Origin of the sequence: Mycobacterium sp. 852002-51057_SCH5723018, from assembly GCF_001667035.1 — a bacterium.
In the GTDB taxonomy this organism is placed as follows: Bacteria; Actinomycetota; Actinomycetes; order Mycobacteriales; family Mycobacteriaceae; genus Mycobacterium.
Genome location: NZ_LZIR01000127.1, coordinates 73,204 through 89,802, shown reverse-complemented (window position 1 = coordinate 89,802; position 16,599 = coordinate 73,204). Strand labels below are relative to the sequence as shown.

Annotated in this window: 16 protein-coding genes; 11 read left to right on the top strand and 5 right to left on the bottom strand. The window is 67.9% G+C overall.

From position 1 onward, the window contains the following. Positions 1-66 precede the first annotated feature (66 nt). The 4 genes from aceA to A5764_RS26160 all read left to right on the top strand — a co-directional run bounded on the left by aceA (position 67) and on the right by A5764_RS26160 (position 4,542). Positions 67-2,358, top strand: a complete 2,292-nt coding sequence (gene aceA, locus A5764_RS26170; RefSeq protein WP_067119488.1) for an isocitrate lyase ICL2 — start codon at positions 67-69, stop codon at positions 2,356-2,358. Between the two features lie 275 nt (positions 2,359-2,633). Continuing rightward, positions 2,634-2,861 carry a hypothetical protein gene (locus A5764_RS28640; RefSeq protein WP_067119485.1) on the top strand — a complete coding sequence of 76 codons (228 nt, stop codon included), beginning with the start codon at positions 2,634-2,636 and terminating at the stop codon, positions 2,859-2,861. Positions 2,862-2,967: 106 nt separating this feature from the next. Further along, the gene (locus A5764_RS28635; RefSeq protein WP_156664895.1) at positions 2,968-3,210 is read left to right on the top strand and encodes a hypothetical protein; all 243 of its coding nucleotides are present in this window, start codon (positions 2,968-2,970) and stop codon (positions 3,208-3,210) included. Between the two features lie 168 nt (positions 3,211-3,378). Then, the gene (locus A5764_RS26160; protein WP_067119483.1) at positions 3,379-4,542 is read left to right on the top strand and encodes an LLM class flavin-dependent oxidoreductase; all 1,164 of its coding nucleotides are present in this window, start codon (positions 3,379-3,381) and stop codon (positions 4,540-4,542) included. Between the two features lie 19 nt (positions 4,543-4,561). On the opposite strand, the gene A5764_RS26155 is transcribed toward A5764_RS26160, so the two are convergent. Both A5764_RS26155 and A5764_RS26150 read right to left on the bottom strand, forming a co-directional pair. Next, complete coding sequence (locus A5764_RS26155) at positions 4,562-5,068, bottom strand: hypothetical protein (protein ID WP_067119481.1); 507 nt, start codon at positions 5,066-5,068, stop codon at positions 4,562-4,564. A gap of 362 nt (positions 5,069-5,430) precedes the next feature. After that, positions 5,431-6,990 carry an FAD-dependent monooxygenase gene (locus tag A5764_RS26150; protein WP_067119478.1) on the bottom strand — a complete coding sequence of 520 codons (1,560 nt, stop codon included), beginning with the start codon at positions 6,988-6,990 and terminating at the stop codon, positions 5,431-5,433. A gap of 117 nt (positions 6,991-7,107) precedes the next feature. On the opposite strand from A5764_RS26150, the gene A5764_RS28630 reads away from it, so the two are divergent. Further along, on the top strand, positions 7,108-7,542 hold the full coding sequence (locus A5764_RS28630; protein WP_156664894.1) for a hypothetical protein: 435 nt from the start codon (positions 7,108-7,110) through the stop codon (positions 7,540-7,542). Positions 7,543-7,574: 32 nt separating this feature from the next. Here A5764_RS28630 and A5764_RS26140 read toward each other — a convergent pair whose 3' ends face one another. Beyond that, positions 7,575-8,033, bottom strand: coding sequence for an SRPBCC family protein (locus A5764_RS26140; protein ID WP_067119472.1), 459 nt, complete (start codon positions 8,031-8,033; stop codon positions 7,575-7,577). A gap of 157 nt (positions 8,034-8,190) precedes the next feature. On the opposite strand from A5764_RS26140, the gene A5764_RS26135 reads away from it, so the two are divergent. After that, on the top strand, positions 8,191-9,321 hold the full coding sequence (locus A5764_RS26135; protein WP_082951932.1) for a serine hydrolase domain-containing protein: 1,131 nt from the start codon (positions 8,191-8,193) through the stop codon (positions 9,319-9,321). On the opposite strand, the gene A5764_RS26130 is transcribed toward A5764_RS26135, so the two are convergent. Together A5764_RS26130 and A5764_RS26125 are read right to left on the bottom strand one after the other, a co-directional pair. Further along, a complete protein-coding gene (locus A5764_RS26130) occupies positions 9,301-10,890 on the bottom strand; it encodes an allophanate hydrolase (RefSeq protein ID WP_067119467.1) in 1,590 nt (529 codons plus the stop codon). The genes A5764_RS26135 and A5764_RS26130 overlap by 21 nt on opposite strands. A gap of 7 nt (positions 10,891-10,897) precedes the next feature. Next, positions 10,898-12,304 carry a TIGR00366 family protein gene (locus A5764_RS26125; protein WP_067119465.1) on the bottom strand — a complete coding sequence of 469 codons (1,407 nt, stop codon included), beginning with the start codon at positions 12,302-12,304 and terminating at the stop codon, positions 10,898-10,900. Positions 12,305-12,585: 281 nt separating this feature from the next. Here A5764_RS26125 and A5764_RS26120 point away from each other — a divergent pair, with 281 nt between their 5' ends. The 5 genes from A5764_RS26120 to A5764_RS26100 all read left to right on the top strand — a co-directional run bounded on the left by A5764_RS26120 (position 12,586) and on the right by A5764_RS26100 (position 16,533). Further along, on the top strand, positions 12,586-13,335 hold the full coding sequence (locus tag A5764_RS26120; protein ID WP_067119463.1) for an SDR family NAD(P)-dependent oxidoreductase: 750 nt from the start codon (positions 12,586-12,588) through the stop codon (positions 13,333-13,335). Between the two features lie 17 nt (positions 13,336-13,352). Next, positions 13,353-14,093 carry an SDR family oxidoreductase gene (locus A5764_RS26115; RefSeq protein ID WP_067119768.1) on the top strand — a complete coding sequence of 247 codons (741 nt, stop codon included), beginning with the start codon at positions 13,353-13,355 and terminating at the stop codon, positions 14,091-14,093. A 76-nt stretch (positions 14,094-14,169) separates the two neighbouring features. Then, positions 14,170-14,913, top strand: coding sequence for a DUF899 domain-containing protein (locus A5764_RS26110; protein ID WP_067119764.1), 744 nt, complete (start codon positions 14,170-14,172; stop codon positions 14,911-14,913). A gap of 37 nt (positions 14,914-14,950) precedes the next feature. Next, positions 14,951-15,940, top strand: coding sequence for a sigma-70 family RNA polymerase sigma factor (locus A5764_RS26105; protein WP_067119449.1), 990 nt, complete (start codon positions 14,951-14,953; stop codon positions 15,938-15,940). Between the two features lie 11 nt (positions 15,941-15,951). Beyond that, positions 15,952-16,533 carry a TIGR03086 family metal-binding protein gene (locus A5764_RS26100; RefSeq protein ID WP_197501733.1) on the top strand — a complete coding sequence of 194 codons (582 nt, stop codon included), beginning with the start codon at positions 15,952-15,954 and terminating at the stop codon, positions 16,531-16,533. The last annotated feature ends 66 nt before the right edge of the window (positions 16,534-16,599 follow it).

Genomic DNA, 16,599 nt, shown 5'->3' with positions numbered 1-16,599 from the left:
TTGAAGCGCCAGGCCCGGGGATAGACTCACGATCAGCGGAATCCTGCTGAAGAGGAGCGTAGACCCATGGCCATCATCGACAAGGACACCGAGGTCCGCGCGCCGTTCGAACAGGAGGTCGCCGCCACCCAGCAGTACTTCGACGACCCGCGCTTTGACGGGATCATCCGCCTGTACACGGCACGCCAAGTCGTGGAGCAGCGTGGCACGATTCCCACCGACTACACCGTCGCCCGCGAGGCTGCGGGCGCCTTCTACCAGCGTTTGCGGGAACTGTTCGCCGTGAAGAAGAGCATCACGACCTTCGGGCCGTACTCGCCCGGGCAGGCCGTGAGCATGAAGCGGATGGGGATCGAGGGCATCTATCTCGGGGGCTGGGCGACGTCGGCCAAGGGTTCCACCACCGAAGACCCCGGCCCCGACCTGGCCAGCTACCCGCTGAGCCAGGTGCCCGACGACGCCGCGGTGCTGGTGCGGGCCCTGCTGACCGCCGACCGCAACCAGCATTACCAGCGCCTGCACATGAGCGAGCGGCAGCGGGCCGCGACCCCGGCCTATGACTACCGGCCGTTCATCATCGCCGACGCCGACACCGGCCACGGCGGCGATCCGCACGTGCGCAACCTGATCCGCCGCTTCGTCGAGGTCGGCGTGCCCGGATACCACATCGAGGACCAGCGCCCGGGCACCAAGAAGTGCGGCCACCAGGGCGGCAAGGTCCTGGTGCCCTCCGACGAACAGATCAAGCGGCTCAACGCCGCCCGCTTCCAGCTCGACGTCATGCGGGTGCCCGGGATCATCGTGGCCCGCACCGATGCCGAGGCGGCCAACCTGCTGGACAGCCGCGCCGACGAGCGCGACCAGCCCTTCCTGCTCGGCGCCACCAACGTGAACATCCCGTCGTACAAGGCCTGCTTCCTGGCGCTCGTCCGGCGCTTCCACGAACTGGGCGTCAAGGAACTCAATGGCCATCTCCTCTACGCGATGGCCGACTCCGAGTACGCCAACGCCACCGGATGGCTTGAGCGCCAAGGCATCCAGGGGCTGATCTCCGACGCCGTCAACGCCTGGCGGGAGAACGGGGAGCATTCGATCGACGACCTCTTCGACCAGGTCGAGTCCCGGTTCGTCGCCGCCTGGGAGGACGACGCGGGGCTGATGACCTATGGCGAAGCCGTGGCCGAGGTCCTCGCGTTCGGCGAGAGTGAGGACGACGAGCCGCCCAGCATGAGCCCCGAGGAATGGCGCCGGTTCGCCGAGCGGGCGTCGCTCTACGAGGCCACGCAGAAGGCGAAGGAATTGGGCGTCAACTCGCCCTGGGACTGCGAGCTGGCGAAGACCCCGGAGGGCTACTACCAGATCCGCGGCGGCATTCCGTACGCGATCGCCAAGTCGCTCGCGGCCGCGCCGTTCGCCGACATCCTCTGGATGGAGACCAAGACCGCCGATCTCGACGACGCCCGGCAGTTCGCCGAGGCGATCCACGCCGAGTTCCCCAACCAGATGCTGGCCTACAACCTCTCGCCGTCGTTCAACTGGGACACCACCGGGATGACCGACGAGGAGATGAAGCGCTTCCCCGAAGAGCTCGGCAAGATGGGCTTCGTCTTCAACTTCATCACCTACGGCGGCCACCAGATCGACGGCGTCGCCGCCGAGGAGTTCGCCACCGCGCTGCGCCAGGACGGCATGCTGGCGCTGGCTCGCCTGCAGCGCAAGATGCGTCTGGTCGAATCTCCTTACCGGACACCGCAAACCCTGGTCGGTGGCCCGCGCAGCGACGCCGCGCTGGCCGCCTCGTCGGGCCGCACGGCGACGACCAAGGCGATGGGCAAGGGCTCCACCCAGCATCAACATCTCGTGCAGACCGAGGTGCCGAAGAAGTTGCTCGAGGAGTGGCTGGCGCTGTGGAGCGAGCACTACCAGCTCGGCGAGAAACTGCGCGTGCAGCTGAGGCCCCGACGCGCCGGTTCCGACGTGCTGGTGCTCGGCATCTACGGCAACGGTGACGAGCAGCTCGCCAACGTCGTCTTCGACCCCATCAAGGACCGCCACGGTCGCAGCATCCTCACCGTGCGCGACCAGAACACCTTCGCCGAGAAGCTGCGCCAGAAGCGGCTCATGACGCTGATCCACCTGTGGCTCGTGCACCGCTTCAAGGCCGACGCGGTGTACTACGTCACGCCGACCGAAGACAACCTGTATCAGACCTCGAAGATGAAGTCCCACGGGATCTTCAGCGAGGTCAATCAAGAAGTCGGCGAGATCATCGTCGCCGAGGTGAACCGCCCCCGCATCGACGACCTGCTTCGGCCCGACCGCGTCGCGCTGCGGAAGCTGATCACCAAGGAAGACTAGGGAGAACCTTCCCCCGGCCCCGGCCGGGACCCCAACGCTGGCCCGGCGAGTCATTTGCCGGCGCGGCCGCGGCGACACCGCCGCCCAGCCGTCCCGACCTCGACCGAGGTCCCTCGTGTCACGGTTTGAACCAGCCCGTGCCTGGAGTGCGCCCGGATAGCTGCAGCCGCTCGCTGCGTGGGTTTCATTTGCCTGCGCAACTCTCCCTTGCAGCAATAGTTGCACAGGTGTAGCATTAGCTATTGATATGCACACCGCAAGCGGAGGAGAGGGTAATGAAGACACAAACCAAGGCGGCGACCGCGCTGTTCGGCGGCGCCACGGCGCTGGTCCTGACGCTCGGACTCGGCGGCGTGGGCGTTAGCCCGGTAGGCGGCGCGGCGACGACCGCGGCGCACCAGTCCACCGCAGCAGCGCCCGCGCACCCAAACGCCGCACCGGCGGCCGGCACCGTCGTTCACACCGCAACCCTCACCGCGTGCGTTTCCGGCCTCGACTGCTGAGCCTGGCAAATTCCCACATCCGGCCGTTCGGCACGGTTTGCGGAAGCGCACGCGGGGGTAGGAATACCTCACCGCAATAACAGTGGCGAGTGAAGTGGGGGCTCTGATGAGATCTGACGCTAGGACCGCCGTCGCGCTTTTCGGCGGTGCGGCCATGCTCGTGTTGGCGGTCGGCTGCGGCGGCGGGAACAAGGGGCCCGCCAGCAGCAGCACGACGCCTCCCACTACCACCACTCCCACGTCCAGCGTGCTGCCCGCGCCCTCCACTGCTCCGGGCGGCCCGACCGGTGGCGGCGGCCCGGGCGGCGGTGGCGGCTGCGTGGGCAACGTCTGCGGCGGCATCCCGTGATCGCGCGCCGGCGTTAAGCACCGAGCGACGAAAGACTTGTTTCCCTAGCCGGTGGGGCCATGAGGATCTGGCCCCACCGGCTGAGCAATTCCTGGGGTCTTCCCTTCCGGCCCAGCGGGTAGCGCCTTGGGTTATGGTTCTCCGCAACTGGACTGCAAGGGGAACCCCATGGCCAAGCTCAGGTTTGGATATTTCATCGCCCCGTTCCACCGGGCCGGCACCAATCCGACGCTGGCTTTGCAACGTGACCTGGAGTTCGTCCAGCACCTCGACGCCCTCGGCTTCGACGAGGTCTGGCTCGGCGAGCATCACTCCGCCGGCAGCGAAATCATCAGCTCCCCAGAGGTTTTCATCGCCGCCGCCGCGGAACGCGCCAAGCGGATTCGGTTTGGTACCGGGGTCATTTCGCTCGCGTATCACAACCCACTGTGGGTCGCCGACCGGTTGATGCTGCTGGACCACCTCACCCACGGTCGCGTGATCGGGGGGATGGGCCCCGGCTCGCTACCCACCGATTCCTCGATGATCGGGCTCACCCCGACCGACACGCGCGAGCTGCTGGAGACCAACCTCGACATCGTCGTCCGGTTGCTGGCGGGGGAGACGGTGAGCGCCAAGACGGCCACGCATCAGCTGTTCGACGCCAAGTTGCAACTGGCGCCCTATTCCGACGGTGGCATCCCGCTGGCCGTCGCCGCGGTCGCCTCTCCCACCGGCGCCCGGCTGGCCGGCAAGCACGGCATCGGGCTGCTGTCCATCGGGGCGACGCTGATCGTCGAGGGCTTCGACGCGCTCGCCTACCACTGGGGGATCGTCGAGGAACGCGCCGCGGCTTTCGGCACCCAGGTCGACCGCAATGACTGGAGCCTGGTCGGGCCGATGCATATCGCAGAGACCGACGAACAGGCTCGCGCCGACGTGAAGTTCGGTATCGAGCCGTGGTTCCGGTACTTCCAGAAGGTGGCGGCCTTCCCCCAGATGACCATGCCGGGCGAGCGGCTCGACGAGATGATCGACATCATCAACGACAACGGCGCGGGGGTCATCGGCACACCGGAGCGGGCGCGGGCCCAGGTGCAGCGGCTGTGGGATCAGTCGGGGGGCTTCGGCTGCTTTCTGCAGATGGGCCACGAGTGGGCCAACCCGGCCGCGACCAAGCGGTCCGCCGAACTGTTCGCCGCCGAGGTGATGCCGCACTTCCAGGGGCAGGCGCAACCGACGCTGGACGCCGCCGCCCGCGCCGGCCAGGTGCGAGACGACCTCGCGCAGACCCAGCTGCAGGCTATCGAGTACATGACCAAGAAATATGAAGGCGAGAAACGGCCTACCTAGCGACGACCCGCGGCCGCCCCTACGGGTTTTCCGTAGTCACCGGGTTGGGGGTGGCCGGGTTTGTCACACCGGGAAGATGCCCGGGCCAGTCCGGCAGCTCCGCATTCGGTTCGGAAATCGGCGCAACTTCTAGCGGGACGCATTTTTTCGGGGTGAGCGCGTTCTTCCATGCGCCGGGTGGGTTGGGCGCGGCCGACAGCGCGCCGTCGGGGCAGCGGAACGAACACGAACCCTCCAGCGCCCCCAGAGGAGCGATGACCGAGGCGTTGAACAAGAAGATGTTGATGCCGCCGATCCCCTGCACGGCACCGCCGCCGTACTCGCAGTGCCAGCGACTGCCGTTCTCCTCGACGGGGAAGTCGCACCAGTAGTGGTAGGCCCCCATCTCCATGCCCGAGCCCCCCACCCCGGGGTAGTCGCACAACCCGGGGCCGGGCACGTTTCCGCCGATATCCGCCTGCGCCACGGGAACACTCAGACCTAGCCATGCGGTGGCCACGATGCCGAAAATAGCGAATCTTTTCATTCATTCACCTCTTCAAAGCCACCGAAGGTCACCGCCGCATCATCGGCACTTACCGTTCCGGCAAACCGACCAGGACACCCTTAGTAATTCGCCTTCCAGTGTCTTACTTAAACCCACGCCCATCGGCTTTTTGGTCTGAATTCCCGATGCCCGCGACTTCATTTTCGGTCAATGCCCAAGAAGCAGGAAAGAGACAAACGGGGCCGATGATCCGGTTTGAGCTGGTGTTTTCGGCAGTGTCCCGTGTTGATATCCGTATCTGGCGCCCGTTCACAGCTAACTCGGGGCTCCGCCCCGTCGAGCGCACCGATAGCCGCCCGGTAAGCGATCAAGCATCAGGACGAGTCGTTGCACAGAGCGGCTCAAAAGCCGAACCAGCGTACGAGCGCGGCACGCAATTCGCGCAATTCGTCGGCATCCGGTGTGGCCGCCGAGGACGCCCACGCCACGTAACCGTCCGGACGCACCAGCAGGGCGGTGGCCGGCACGTCGCCGACGGGTCGACCCGCCGCGACGGTGATTTGGTCGGCGATATCGGCGGCCGCGGCCGCAGCCACGCCGCGCTCGGTGAGATCGACGAGGAGCGGCCGCCCATCGCGGGCGAGCTGCGCGACGCGCCTGGTGCCGCCGGCGTCTTCGACGCCAAAGTCGGGCACCCAGCGCCCGGCCAGCGGGTGGGCGTTATCGACTGTGCCGTAACGGTTTTCGGCTCCCGAGATCAGGTCGCTGAGGCGACGGACGATCTCGGGGTCGGCGACGAGTTCGGAGAACAGTTCCCGCAGCGCGGTCACCTCGGGCCCGGGCCGGACCAGAGCCAACTGGGCCCGGCTGTGCATGATGACCCGCTCGGCGGCGGGCCGCCGCTCGGTCTCATAGGTGTCGAGCAACTCCGGCCCGACGCGACCTTGGAGGACGGCGGCCAGCTTCCAGCCGAGGTTCACCGCGTCCTGCAACCCGAGGTTGAGCCCGGGCCCGCCCATCGGGGAGTGAACGTGCGCGGCGTCGCCGACCAGGATCACCCGTCCCACCTGGTATCGGGAGGCGAGCCGGGAATTGATGCCGGAGAACCGGCGCAGATCCAGCGGCGCGTCGGGGGATGCGGGCCGCAGCGGCACGTCGGCGCCCAGGACGCGCTTGGCGCTGGCTTCCAATTCGGCCAGGCTCATCGGCGACTCGTCGACGTTGTCGTCGCGGGGTTCTTCGCGGGCCGCCCTGTCGAGTTCGAAGACGATCACCGCCGCCCGGCCGCCGAGCGCACCGTATGCGAAGACACCCTGCTCGGCGCGATGGAACTGCAGCGGCGGAACGCGGCCGAACCCCGGTATGTCGAGCCCGCCGTCCGGATCGACCCATTCGTCGGGCGGTAGGACGTCGAAGCCCAGGCGCGCGACCAGGTCGTACGACGACATGCCGCGGAAATCGATGCCGGCCAACTTGCGGGTCGTGCTGGTGCCGCCGTCGGCGCCGACGAGATACCTGGCCGTCAGCTGGTAGGGACCGTCCGGGCCGATGACGTGGACGGTGACGCCGTCGTCGTGCTGGTCGAAGCCGGTGAGCTTGTGGGCCCAGCGAATATCCGTGCCGTGTTGGCGGGCCCGCTCCGCGAATACCTGCACAAGCCGGGGTTGCTGAACCGGAAGCAGGAAGACCTGCGCGTCCGGCACCAGCGTGAGATCCAGCGGGAAGGCCGCGAACATCGCGCGCGGGTTGAGCCGCGGCGGCTCGTCGGACCCGGCCAGCGGGCCGTAGAGGCCGCGGTGGTCCAGCATCCGAACCGCTTGGCCCACAATGCCGTTGGCGCGCCGCCCCGGATTGGGGCCCGGCAGCGGGTCCAACACCATCGGGCGGATCCCGGCCAGCCCCAGTTCGCCCGCCAGCATCAGCCCGTTCGGGCCCGCGCCCGCGATGACGACATCAATCACTTACGCAAGCTTACGAGTTTGGGCAGCCCGACAACCGCCGGACCGGGTGTGCGATCTCATATGCGAGCGACAGCCGCTTCCCAGCCTGCAGCCAGCAACGAGGCGCAGACCTGAAGGATGACCCCCACCCCCCACCGTCGGCGCCCCGAAATCACTGTCTACGGAAAGCGGCGCCCGCGATTACGCATACCGCAGCTCGTTTTCACCGCGGCCGCCACCCTGGCAGTACTCTCGCTATTCGATGCGGCGTCCCCCGAGAAGGCACAAACCCAGCCGGGGTCAGTGCGTCTGACGGCCGCGGCCGTGGACTTGCCGGCGTCTCCGGGGCCTCCGTTCAGCCCGTATGCCCAAACCCGGCCAGGCGTGGTTGGCACCGGCGGCTTCGCCACCGACGGGAACGACGACCAAGCTGAACAACAAGCGCAGCTGCAGGAGCAGCAGGCCCAGCAACAGGCCCAACAGCAGGCCGAACAGCAAAACGAAGAGGCCCAACAGCAGGCTCAGCAAGCTGAGCAACAGGGTCAATGGGTCGAGGATCACCCGGGCCCGTAGCCGTGTGCGTTTGAAGCCCTTAAGGCTCAGTGCTAATGGGGCTCGCGTTCGGCCGCCTTCACCAGCCGCCCGGCGAAATACCGCACCGTCCCGCCCAGCGCGGCCCGCATCATCGGACCCGTCCCGCGGACGCCTTCGGTAAACGAACCGGTCCAGCGGATGTCGGTGCCGCCCGCCGGATTGGGCGTCAAGACCACCTCGCCCGAGTAGTCCTTGGCGGGGGTGGCCGGTGCGATCAGCTTGTAGGCGTGCCGGCGATCCTGCTCGTACGCGACGGTCTCCTCCTGCACCAGCACGGGCCACATGCCCACCTTGCGGACGGACCCGACGCCGCCCGGCGCGGGATCGCCCTCGCGCGCCCAACTCGACTGAACGACGAGGGGCCTGGCCCAGGTCGACCAGTTGGCGCCATCGGTCACGAGCCGGAACAGCGTCGCGGCGGGCGCGCTACTGGTGCGGTTGATTTCGAACGAGAACTTGCGACCCGACATGCCGACTCCCTGATGACAACCGCTAGGTGACCGTGAATGCAATTTCTTTGCGCGAAGGTGCATAGCGCGCAATCATTCATGCTATGCCACTGCCACCCACGCGAGGTGCGGCAGTTCGCTGTGCCCGGTCGTGCGGCGGATCAGACTGCGGCACAACATGTTAACGGCGCCGGGCGGCAGAGCCCACCGCGTCCGACGGTTGGTGGTTTCCGCGGTCATCCTCTCGCTCAGCGCCTGCGGCGGTGGCCACCACACGCCGCCCACCGCCGCGACGGCCCCCACCGCGCCGACCACCGATAGCACCGCCGCCAAGGCACGCGGCAGCCAGAAGGTGCTGGACGACGCGATCGAACCGGGCGCGCCGGGATGCTCGGCGGCGGCGGGCCGCAACGGCAATGTCGCCTGGACGGGGGTACGCGGACTGGCGGACATGTCGACAGGCGGCGCGATCACGACACGCACGGTGTTCGACATCGCCTCGGTCTCCAAACAATTCACCGCGACCGCCTTGCTGCTGCTCGTCGATGCGGGCAACCTGGCGCTCGACGACCCCATGTCCCGGTATCTGCCCGAGCTGCCGGCTTGGGCCGCCGCCGTCAACGTCGGACAACTGATGCATCAGACAAGCGGAATCCCCGAGTACGTCGGGCTGCTCGAGGCGCAGGGGTTCCAGATCGGTGACCGTACCACCGAGGACCAAGCCCTACGGGCCCTGGTCGGCGTCCCGAAGCTGGGTTTCCAACCGGGCTCCCAGTTCGAGTACTCCAATTCCAATTACCTACTGCTCGGCGAGGTCGTCCGCCGCATCGCGCGAAAGCCATTGGCGCAGTTCCTCGCCGACCAGATCTTTCAGCCGCTTGGCCTGGCGATGGTGTTGGATCCGACCGGGCCGATTCCCGACAAGGCCGTCTCTTACGAGAAGCGCAGCGGCGGCTACGGCGCCACCGAATCCCTCTGGGAGCAAGTGGGTGACGGCGGCATCCAGACCACGCCCAGCCAATTGGTCGCCTGGGCGGACAATTACCGGACCGGCCGGGTGGGCGGCTCGCGACTGCTTGATGCCCAACTCGCAGGGGCGGTGCCCACCGAACCCGGTGGCGCCGACCGCTATGGCGCCGGGATCTACCTACTGGGCAACGGAATGCTGGACCACGACGGCGCCTGGGGTGGATTCGTCTCGGCATTCCGCGTGAGCAGGGACCGCAACACGTCGCTGGCGGTCAGCTGCAATACGGACAAGCAGGACCCCGAAACCCTCGCCGACTCGCTAGCGAGGATCTGGATGTGATCGGGCGTCGGTCGTTAAAACGAGTGCAGTGCGGCCGTTTTCGAGGTGGACGCGGCTCAGGGTGGCGGGCACCGGAAGAGATGCCAGCAGGTGGCCCAGGCCGGCTTCGGAGATGCGGAAAAGGTCGCCCTCGACGGTCGCGCCCCGCTCCATCGTGTTGACCCGGGCAGTGTAGCGCGCGCCGAGTTGTTCGAGTTGCCGGCGCATAGTCACCTGTGCGCCTGATAGCGCTACGTCGCAGCCCGTTTCGACCAGGAGTGGCGATGTCGTCCCGCTCAATCGTGCGGCGATGTCCACGGCGGTCTGGTCGGCAAAAGCCGGCACGACGACCGTCACCCCGAACGGAGCGCCCGTTGCCGTCGCTGCGCCGGGCACCGCGACCGCGGCCATGTCGAGCAGGTTGCCGAAATTGGTGTAGGTGCCCATGCGGCGGTTGATCGAGTAGGGGTCGGCCCGTACCTCGGCCAGCGTGGGGTGTTCGGTGGTGGTGGGCAGCAGCAACGCATCGAAGCCGCCGAGGAGCTGGGCGGCGTCGGCTCGCGCGCGTGCCAGCGCATTCAGGTCGGCGGCGAACGCCGGGCCGGTGATCGCCCGTCCCGCGGTGATGATGGAGGCCACGACGGGATCCGCGCCCGCCGGTCGGGTCTCGAGGAATTCCCCGACGGCGGTGTATCGCTCCGCGACAAAAGCGCCGTCGTAGAGCAGTAGGGCCGCGTCGAGTAGCACGGAGATGTCGACCGGTTCGACAGTCAACCCCGCGTCGACGGCCAGGGCGACGCTCCGCTCGAACGCCGCCCGGTAGGCGTCGCTGAGGGCGGTCAGGTTGGCGGCGTTGGGAATTGCGACCCGGGCGGCGGTGGGTGCGGCGAGCCGAACGTCGGCGGGCCAGGGCCGGCTGCGGGGGTCGCGGGAATCGGGGCCGGCCATCACCGCGGCCGCGGCGGTAGCCACGTCGAGGTCTGCCGCGAGCACGCAGAGGGCGTCGAAGCTGGCGCACGCCGGGACCACCCCGTGCGTCGGGATGATCCCGAGGGTGGGCTTGATGCCGACGATGCCATTGAGCGCGGCGGGAACCCGAACGGATCCCGCGGTGTCGGTGCCGATGCCGATGTCGGCGATGCCCAGCGCCACCGCCACGGCCGAACCGGAACTGGAGCCCCCCGCGACGAGGCGGGGATCGCGTGAATTGCGCACGGCGCCATAAGGACTGCGGGTGCCGACGAGCCCGGTGCCGAACTGGTCGAGGTTGGTCTTGCCGAGGACGACGGCCCCGGCGGTGCGGAGCCGGTCGACGGCGGCGGCGGTGGTTGCCGGGACGTAGGCGAACTCGGGGCACGCCGCCGTGGTGGGAAGGTCCGCCACGTCGATGTTGTCCTTGACGGCGACCACGAGTCCCGCCAGCGGCAGGGCCTCGCCCGCGGCGAGCCGTTGTTCGACCGCGTCGGCGTCGGCGAGCACGTCCGCCTGTTCACGCAGCGTGATCCAGACCTCGGGCCGGTCGACTTCGGTGATTCTGTGATACGCGGCGGCCACCCGCGCGGTGGGGGAGAGGCGCGTGTTGGTGGTCATCCGGATATCAGAGCACGTGCGGCGCGATGAGGACCGCCGCGCTGGCCACGCCGAAACCGATCAGGAAAGCGATGACCGTAAAGCCCATCACCTGGCGGACATTCAGCTTTGCGATGGCGAGCACCGGCAGCAGCCAAAACGGCTGGATCATGTTGGCGACACCCTCGCCAATCGCCACCGACATCGACATCAGCCCGAGGTACACCGGGGAATGTTGGCCAATGGCCAGCGCCGAGCCGACCGCGATCGGCCCCTGCACGGCCCAGTGCCCGCCGCCGGACGGCACGAACAACGAGATCACGACCGACCCGATGAAGGTCAGGAACGGCAGCGTGTATTGGTCTGCGCCCCGCACCACCGCCTCGGCGAGCACCGTCTGCAGCGCCTTGCCCGATCCGGTGGGCAGATAACCCAGCAGCCCAACGATTCCGCCGTACAGCGGATACTGCAGCAACAACGGGCCAGACACCCGCGCCGCGCTCGAAAATGCGCGGATGAATCGAATCGGCGTGCCGTGCAGCAGGGCGCTCGTGACGGTGAACAACATGATCATCGACGAGATGTTCAGCGCGAAGCCGCTGAGTACGAAGTACGTGATGCCCGCGGCGAAGACGACGACGTTGAGGATCCACAGGTTTTCCAGCCACTCGGCAGGTGTCCGCTTGCCGGTACGCGCAGCCGCTTCCGGTTCCTCCTCGAACACCGCGGGGTCGGGCTCCAGGCTCTGTCTGGGCGCCATCCGCCAGATGGCGATGGCGAGCAGGCCCACCATGACGAGCACGGCGACCAAGTTGTAGGGCTGGAAAACCGTCGACGTCAACGGAACTGTCATGCCTGTCATCTTGTGAATCACGTTGATGGGGCTGGACGCATCGGTGTTGGCGAGCGCGATCGAGGACGACAAGCCCTGGGTCCAGACGATGTAACCCATGAAGCCGGTGGCGATGAGGTAACCGAAATGCGCGCCGGAGAGCCGTTTTGCCACCTGGCGCGCGACCAGCGCCCCGGCTACCAGACCCAGGCCCCAGTTCAGTAGCGACAACACGGTGCTGACACCGAAGCACAGCAGGGCGCCCTGCACCTGGTTTGTCGGCTTGCTCGCGACACGGATGATGGCCCGCTTGAGGATGGGGGCCTCGGCCAGCGTGTACCCGGTCACCAGGACGAGCACCATCTGGAACGCGAAGGTGTAGATGTTCTGCGCTCCCCACACCCCGCCGTACCAGGCCTTGAGCACGCCGGAGGCCGTCGCGCCGCGCACGAGCAGCGCGACGAGGGCGACCACGATGAGCGTGAGGATGACCGCAAACAAGTACGGGTCGGGCATGAGGCGTTCGACATACCGGACGCACAGCTCGGTGAGGCGCTGAACAACGCCCCGTCGTTCGACCGGTCGGTCCTCTGTCGTGGTCATCGATTTCCCTTATCTCTGCGCCGCGTCGTGATCTCGTTGCCGTGACGAAACCCTTAGGCAACTGGAAACAGGTTTCCAGCAGGTGAATTAAGCGGGCCCGGCGGGCGGTGACAATCACGATTGTCACCGAAGCAGACGGATTGAGGCCGCCGTTGCGATGAGTTTTGGCACCGAGACTTGTCTATATGTGTAGTTCGATCGGACTCGATCGGCTCAAACGATGAATCGAAGAAGCAGCCCCCGCGCCCCGCGCGGGGGCTTTTCCGTTGGGAAGGGTTGTCATGGGTTTGGGAAAAGGCGAAGTCGCGGACAAAGCAGTCTTGATCACGGGCGCCAATCGCGGCATCGGCCGGGCGCTCGTCGACGAAGCGCTGGGCAGAGGGGCCCGGCGCGTCTACGCCGGCACGCGGGATCGCTTTGCCGCGTCGGATCAGCGCGTCGTGCCGGTCGCACTGGACGTGACGAATGCGGCGCAGATCCAAGACGCCGTCGGCACGATCGACTCGCTTGACGTGCTGATCAACAACGCGGGCATCGCGCTCTACGACGACCTCAGCGATCCCTCGGTCCTCGAACGGCACCTTGCCGTCAACCTGTTCGGCACCTATGCGGTCACCCGGGCCTTCCTGCCCATGCTGATGCGCTCGAGCGGGGCGGTCGTCAACAACCTCTCGATCAACGCATTGGCGCCGCTGCCGCTCATTCCCGCGTACTCGGTTTCGAAGGCGGCCGCGTTCAACCTCACGATGTCGCTGCGCGCCTTCCTGGCTCCCAAAGGGGTGCGCGTTCACGCCGTGTTGACCGGGCCGGTGGACACCGACATGACCCGAGACCTCGACATTCCGAAATCGACTCCGCAATCCGTGGCGTCGGCCGTCTTCGACGCACTGGAACGCGACGAGGAGGACATCTTCCCCGACCCCGTGTCGCAATCGCTCGCGGTGGCGTGGACGAGCAGCCCGACCAAGGCGCTGGAGCGTCAGTTCGCCGAGCTGGTCGCCGCGGCACCGCCGGTGCTGGCGCAGCAGTGAGCACCCAGGAGGACATCATGAACGACCTATCCGGCAAGACCGCACTCGTCGTCGGCGCGAGCCGCGGCCTGGGGCGGGGCATCGCGACCGCGGCGGCCGAAGCCGGCGCGTCGGTGATCGCCGTGGCCCGCAGCGCAACCACCTTTCCCGAGCCGGCCAGCGGCAGCATCCAAGCGGTGGTGGCCGACGCGGCCGACGCGTCGGTGCCCGGCAGCCTGCTGGACCGATACGATCCGCAGCTCCTCATCCTGGTGGCCGGGGCGAGCCCGCTGGTGCGTCCACTCCAGCACCACACCTGGGAGACCTTCTCGGCCAACTGGCACACCGACGTCCGCATCGCCTTTCACTGGCTACGCGAGGCGCTGCTGAAGCCGCTGCGACCCGGAAGCAGGGTGGTGGTGATCAGCAGCGGCGCCGCCCTGGCCGGTTCGCCGCTGAGCGGGGGGTACGCCGGCGCCAAGGCCACCCAGCGCTTCATCACCGGTTACGCCCAAGAGGAGGCCAACCTCGCCGACCTGGGCATCACGTTCACGGCGCTGATGCCGCGGATCACCCCGCTGACCGAACTCGGCCGCCCCGCCGTGCGGGCGTACGCGGCCCGCAGTGGCCAGTCCGAGGAAGAGTACGTCCGCCAGCTCGGGAAACCGCTCAGCCCAGAGGGGGCCGGCGAGGCCGTCGTGGAGCTGCTGCGGGCGGACGCCGCCGGCGTTGCGCCCGGTTACCTGGTGACCGGAACCGGGCTGCAAAAGCTGGCCTGACCGCCAAAAACCCGCTGAAGACCCCAAAAAACCGCTGAAAACCGCAGAACCACAACGCGAAAGGTAAGACATGAACATGCAGACACCGCCGATCGTATCGGCAGACGACTGGGAGGCCGCGCGCCAGCGGCTCCTGGTGAAAGAGAAGCAATTGTTCCGGGAGCGGGATGCGCTGGCCGCCCAGCGCCGGCGGATGCCGTGGCTGGCGGTGGACAAGCCGTACGAGTTCGACGGCCCCGAGGGCAGGGTGCGCCTCGTGGACCTGTTCGACGGGCGGCGTCAGCTGATCGTCTATCGGGCGTTCCTGGAGCCCGGCGTGGACGGCTGGCCCGACCACGCCTGCCGCGGCTGCTCGATGATCGCCGACCATATCGGCAACCTGGCGCATCTGAACGCCCGCAACACCACCCTGGTGTTCGCCTCCCGCGCGAGCCAGCCCGACATCGCGCGGGTGAAGGCCCGGATGGGCTGGCACATGCCGTGGTACACGATCACCGACGACTTTGACAAGGACTTCGGGGTCGACGAGTGGCACGGCACCAACGCGTTCATCCGCGACGGCGACCGGGTGTTCCGCACCTACTTCATCAACAACCGCGGCGATGAGGCGCTGGGCAACACCTGGAGTTACCTGGACATGACCGCGCTGGGGCGCCAGGAGGACTGGGAAGACTCCCCGGACGGATACCCGCAGACGCCGGCCTACGCGTGGTGGAACTGGCATGACGCATACGGCGACGACCGTTCGCAGTGGTGGGAAGACCCCGACCCGGGCGAGCGCGACCCCAACGACCCCCGGCCGCGTCGCCAAGACTCGTGAAAGGCTTTGGGTTCGAGCGAGATAAGTGAGGTGCGCAATGCCGTCCACCAGCGGCGCCGACTTCGCGCAAGTCGCCGAACGGTATCGATCCGAGTTGCAGGCGTACTGCTATCGGATGCTCGGATCCGTCGACGAGTGTGAGGATTTGGTGCAGGACACCTATCTGCGCGCCTGGCAGTCCTACGACCGGTTCGAGGGCCGTTCCTCAATAAGGTTGTGGCTCTACAAGATTGCGACCAACACCTACCTGAACATGTTGCAGACGCGGAAGCGCCGCCCGCTTCCGTCGGGGCTGGGCGCCCCGGCCGACAGCGCCGCCGTCCCGCTTGCCCCGCCGCAATCCGAGATTCCATGGTTGCAACCCGCCCCGGACAGCCTGCTGTTCGGGGCGACCGACGATCCCGCCGTGGTGGTGTCGCACCGCAGCACCGTCCGGTTGGCGTTCGTGGCGGCGCTGCAACACTTGTCACCGCTGCAACGCGCGGTTCTGGTGCTGCGTGACGTGCTGGGTTGGCCGGCCAAAGAGGTCGCCGAGATATTGGAAACGTCGACGGCCGCCGTCAACAGCGCCCTGCAGCGCGCCCGCACGCAACTGGCGGAGGCCCGGCCCACGCCGGACGAGCTGAGCGAACCCGGCGAATCCGGGGCGCGCGACGTACTCGACCGCTACATGGCGGCCTTCCAGCGCGCCGACGTCGACGAACTCGCCGAGCTGCTTCGCGCCGACGTCGAACTCGAAATGCCGCCCATTCCAACGTGGTTCGTCGGACGGGATGCGGTGTGCGAATTCCTGGCGCGGGTGGTGCTGCATACGCCGGATCACTGGCGGCTGGCCCACACCCGGGCCAACGGCGTTCCGGCCTTCGCGTTGTACAAGCGCGTACCGGACGGCTCCTTCCGTGCCGCGGGGCTTGACGTCCTGTCGATGGCAGGCGGTCGCATCTCCCGCATCGTCGCCTTCAACGACCCGGCGCTGGTCGCCAAGTTCGGCCTGCCCGAGACCTTTACGGGACCGGCGAGGGGGTGAGGGACCGGACCGTGCCTGCGCCCGATGACGTGTCCGTACTGACCGCGGCCACCCGGTACCTGTTCGAGAACCTGCTGCTGGTTCGCGGGGCGGACCTCTCGGCGCCGACGCCCTGCCGCGGATGGGATCTGCGCCGCCTGCTGCGCCATGTGGGCGCCTCGTTGGCGGACGTCGCCGACGTGCTGGCGGTGGGGAAGGCGCCCGGACCGTCCGATCGCGAGCCGAGCGCAACGTCCGGGCCCGATCCGGTGGCCGCGCTGCGGACCGGCGTGGTCGACTTCCTGCTCGCCTCGACCGCGCCGCCGACGGCGGGCCGGTGGTGCGAGATCCAGGGGCGGCCCCTGCCCGCCGACGTCGTCGTCTACGTCGGCGCGCTCGAGATGGTGCTGCACGCATGGGATATCGCGCAGGCCTGCCGGGCCGACCGCCCCATTCCCCCCGAGCTCGCTTCGGCGCTGCTGTGCGTTTCGCCACCCCTTGCCGAAGCCGGGCTCGCCGGGCGCGTGTTCGCCGAACCCCTGACGCCACCGGCGACGGCCGCGCCGAGTGACCAGCTCCTCGCCCTTTTTGGCCGCCGACCCCTGCTTCGGTAAGCGCGGACGGACATCGCTGGACGCCGGGCCGGCCGGCTCACGGGCGGCCGGCCCGGTCCCGTCGGG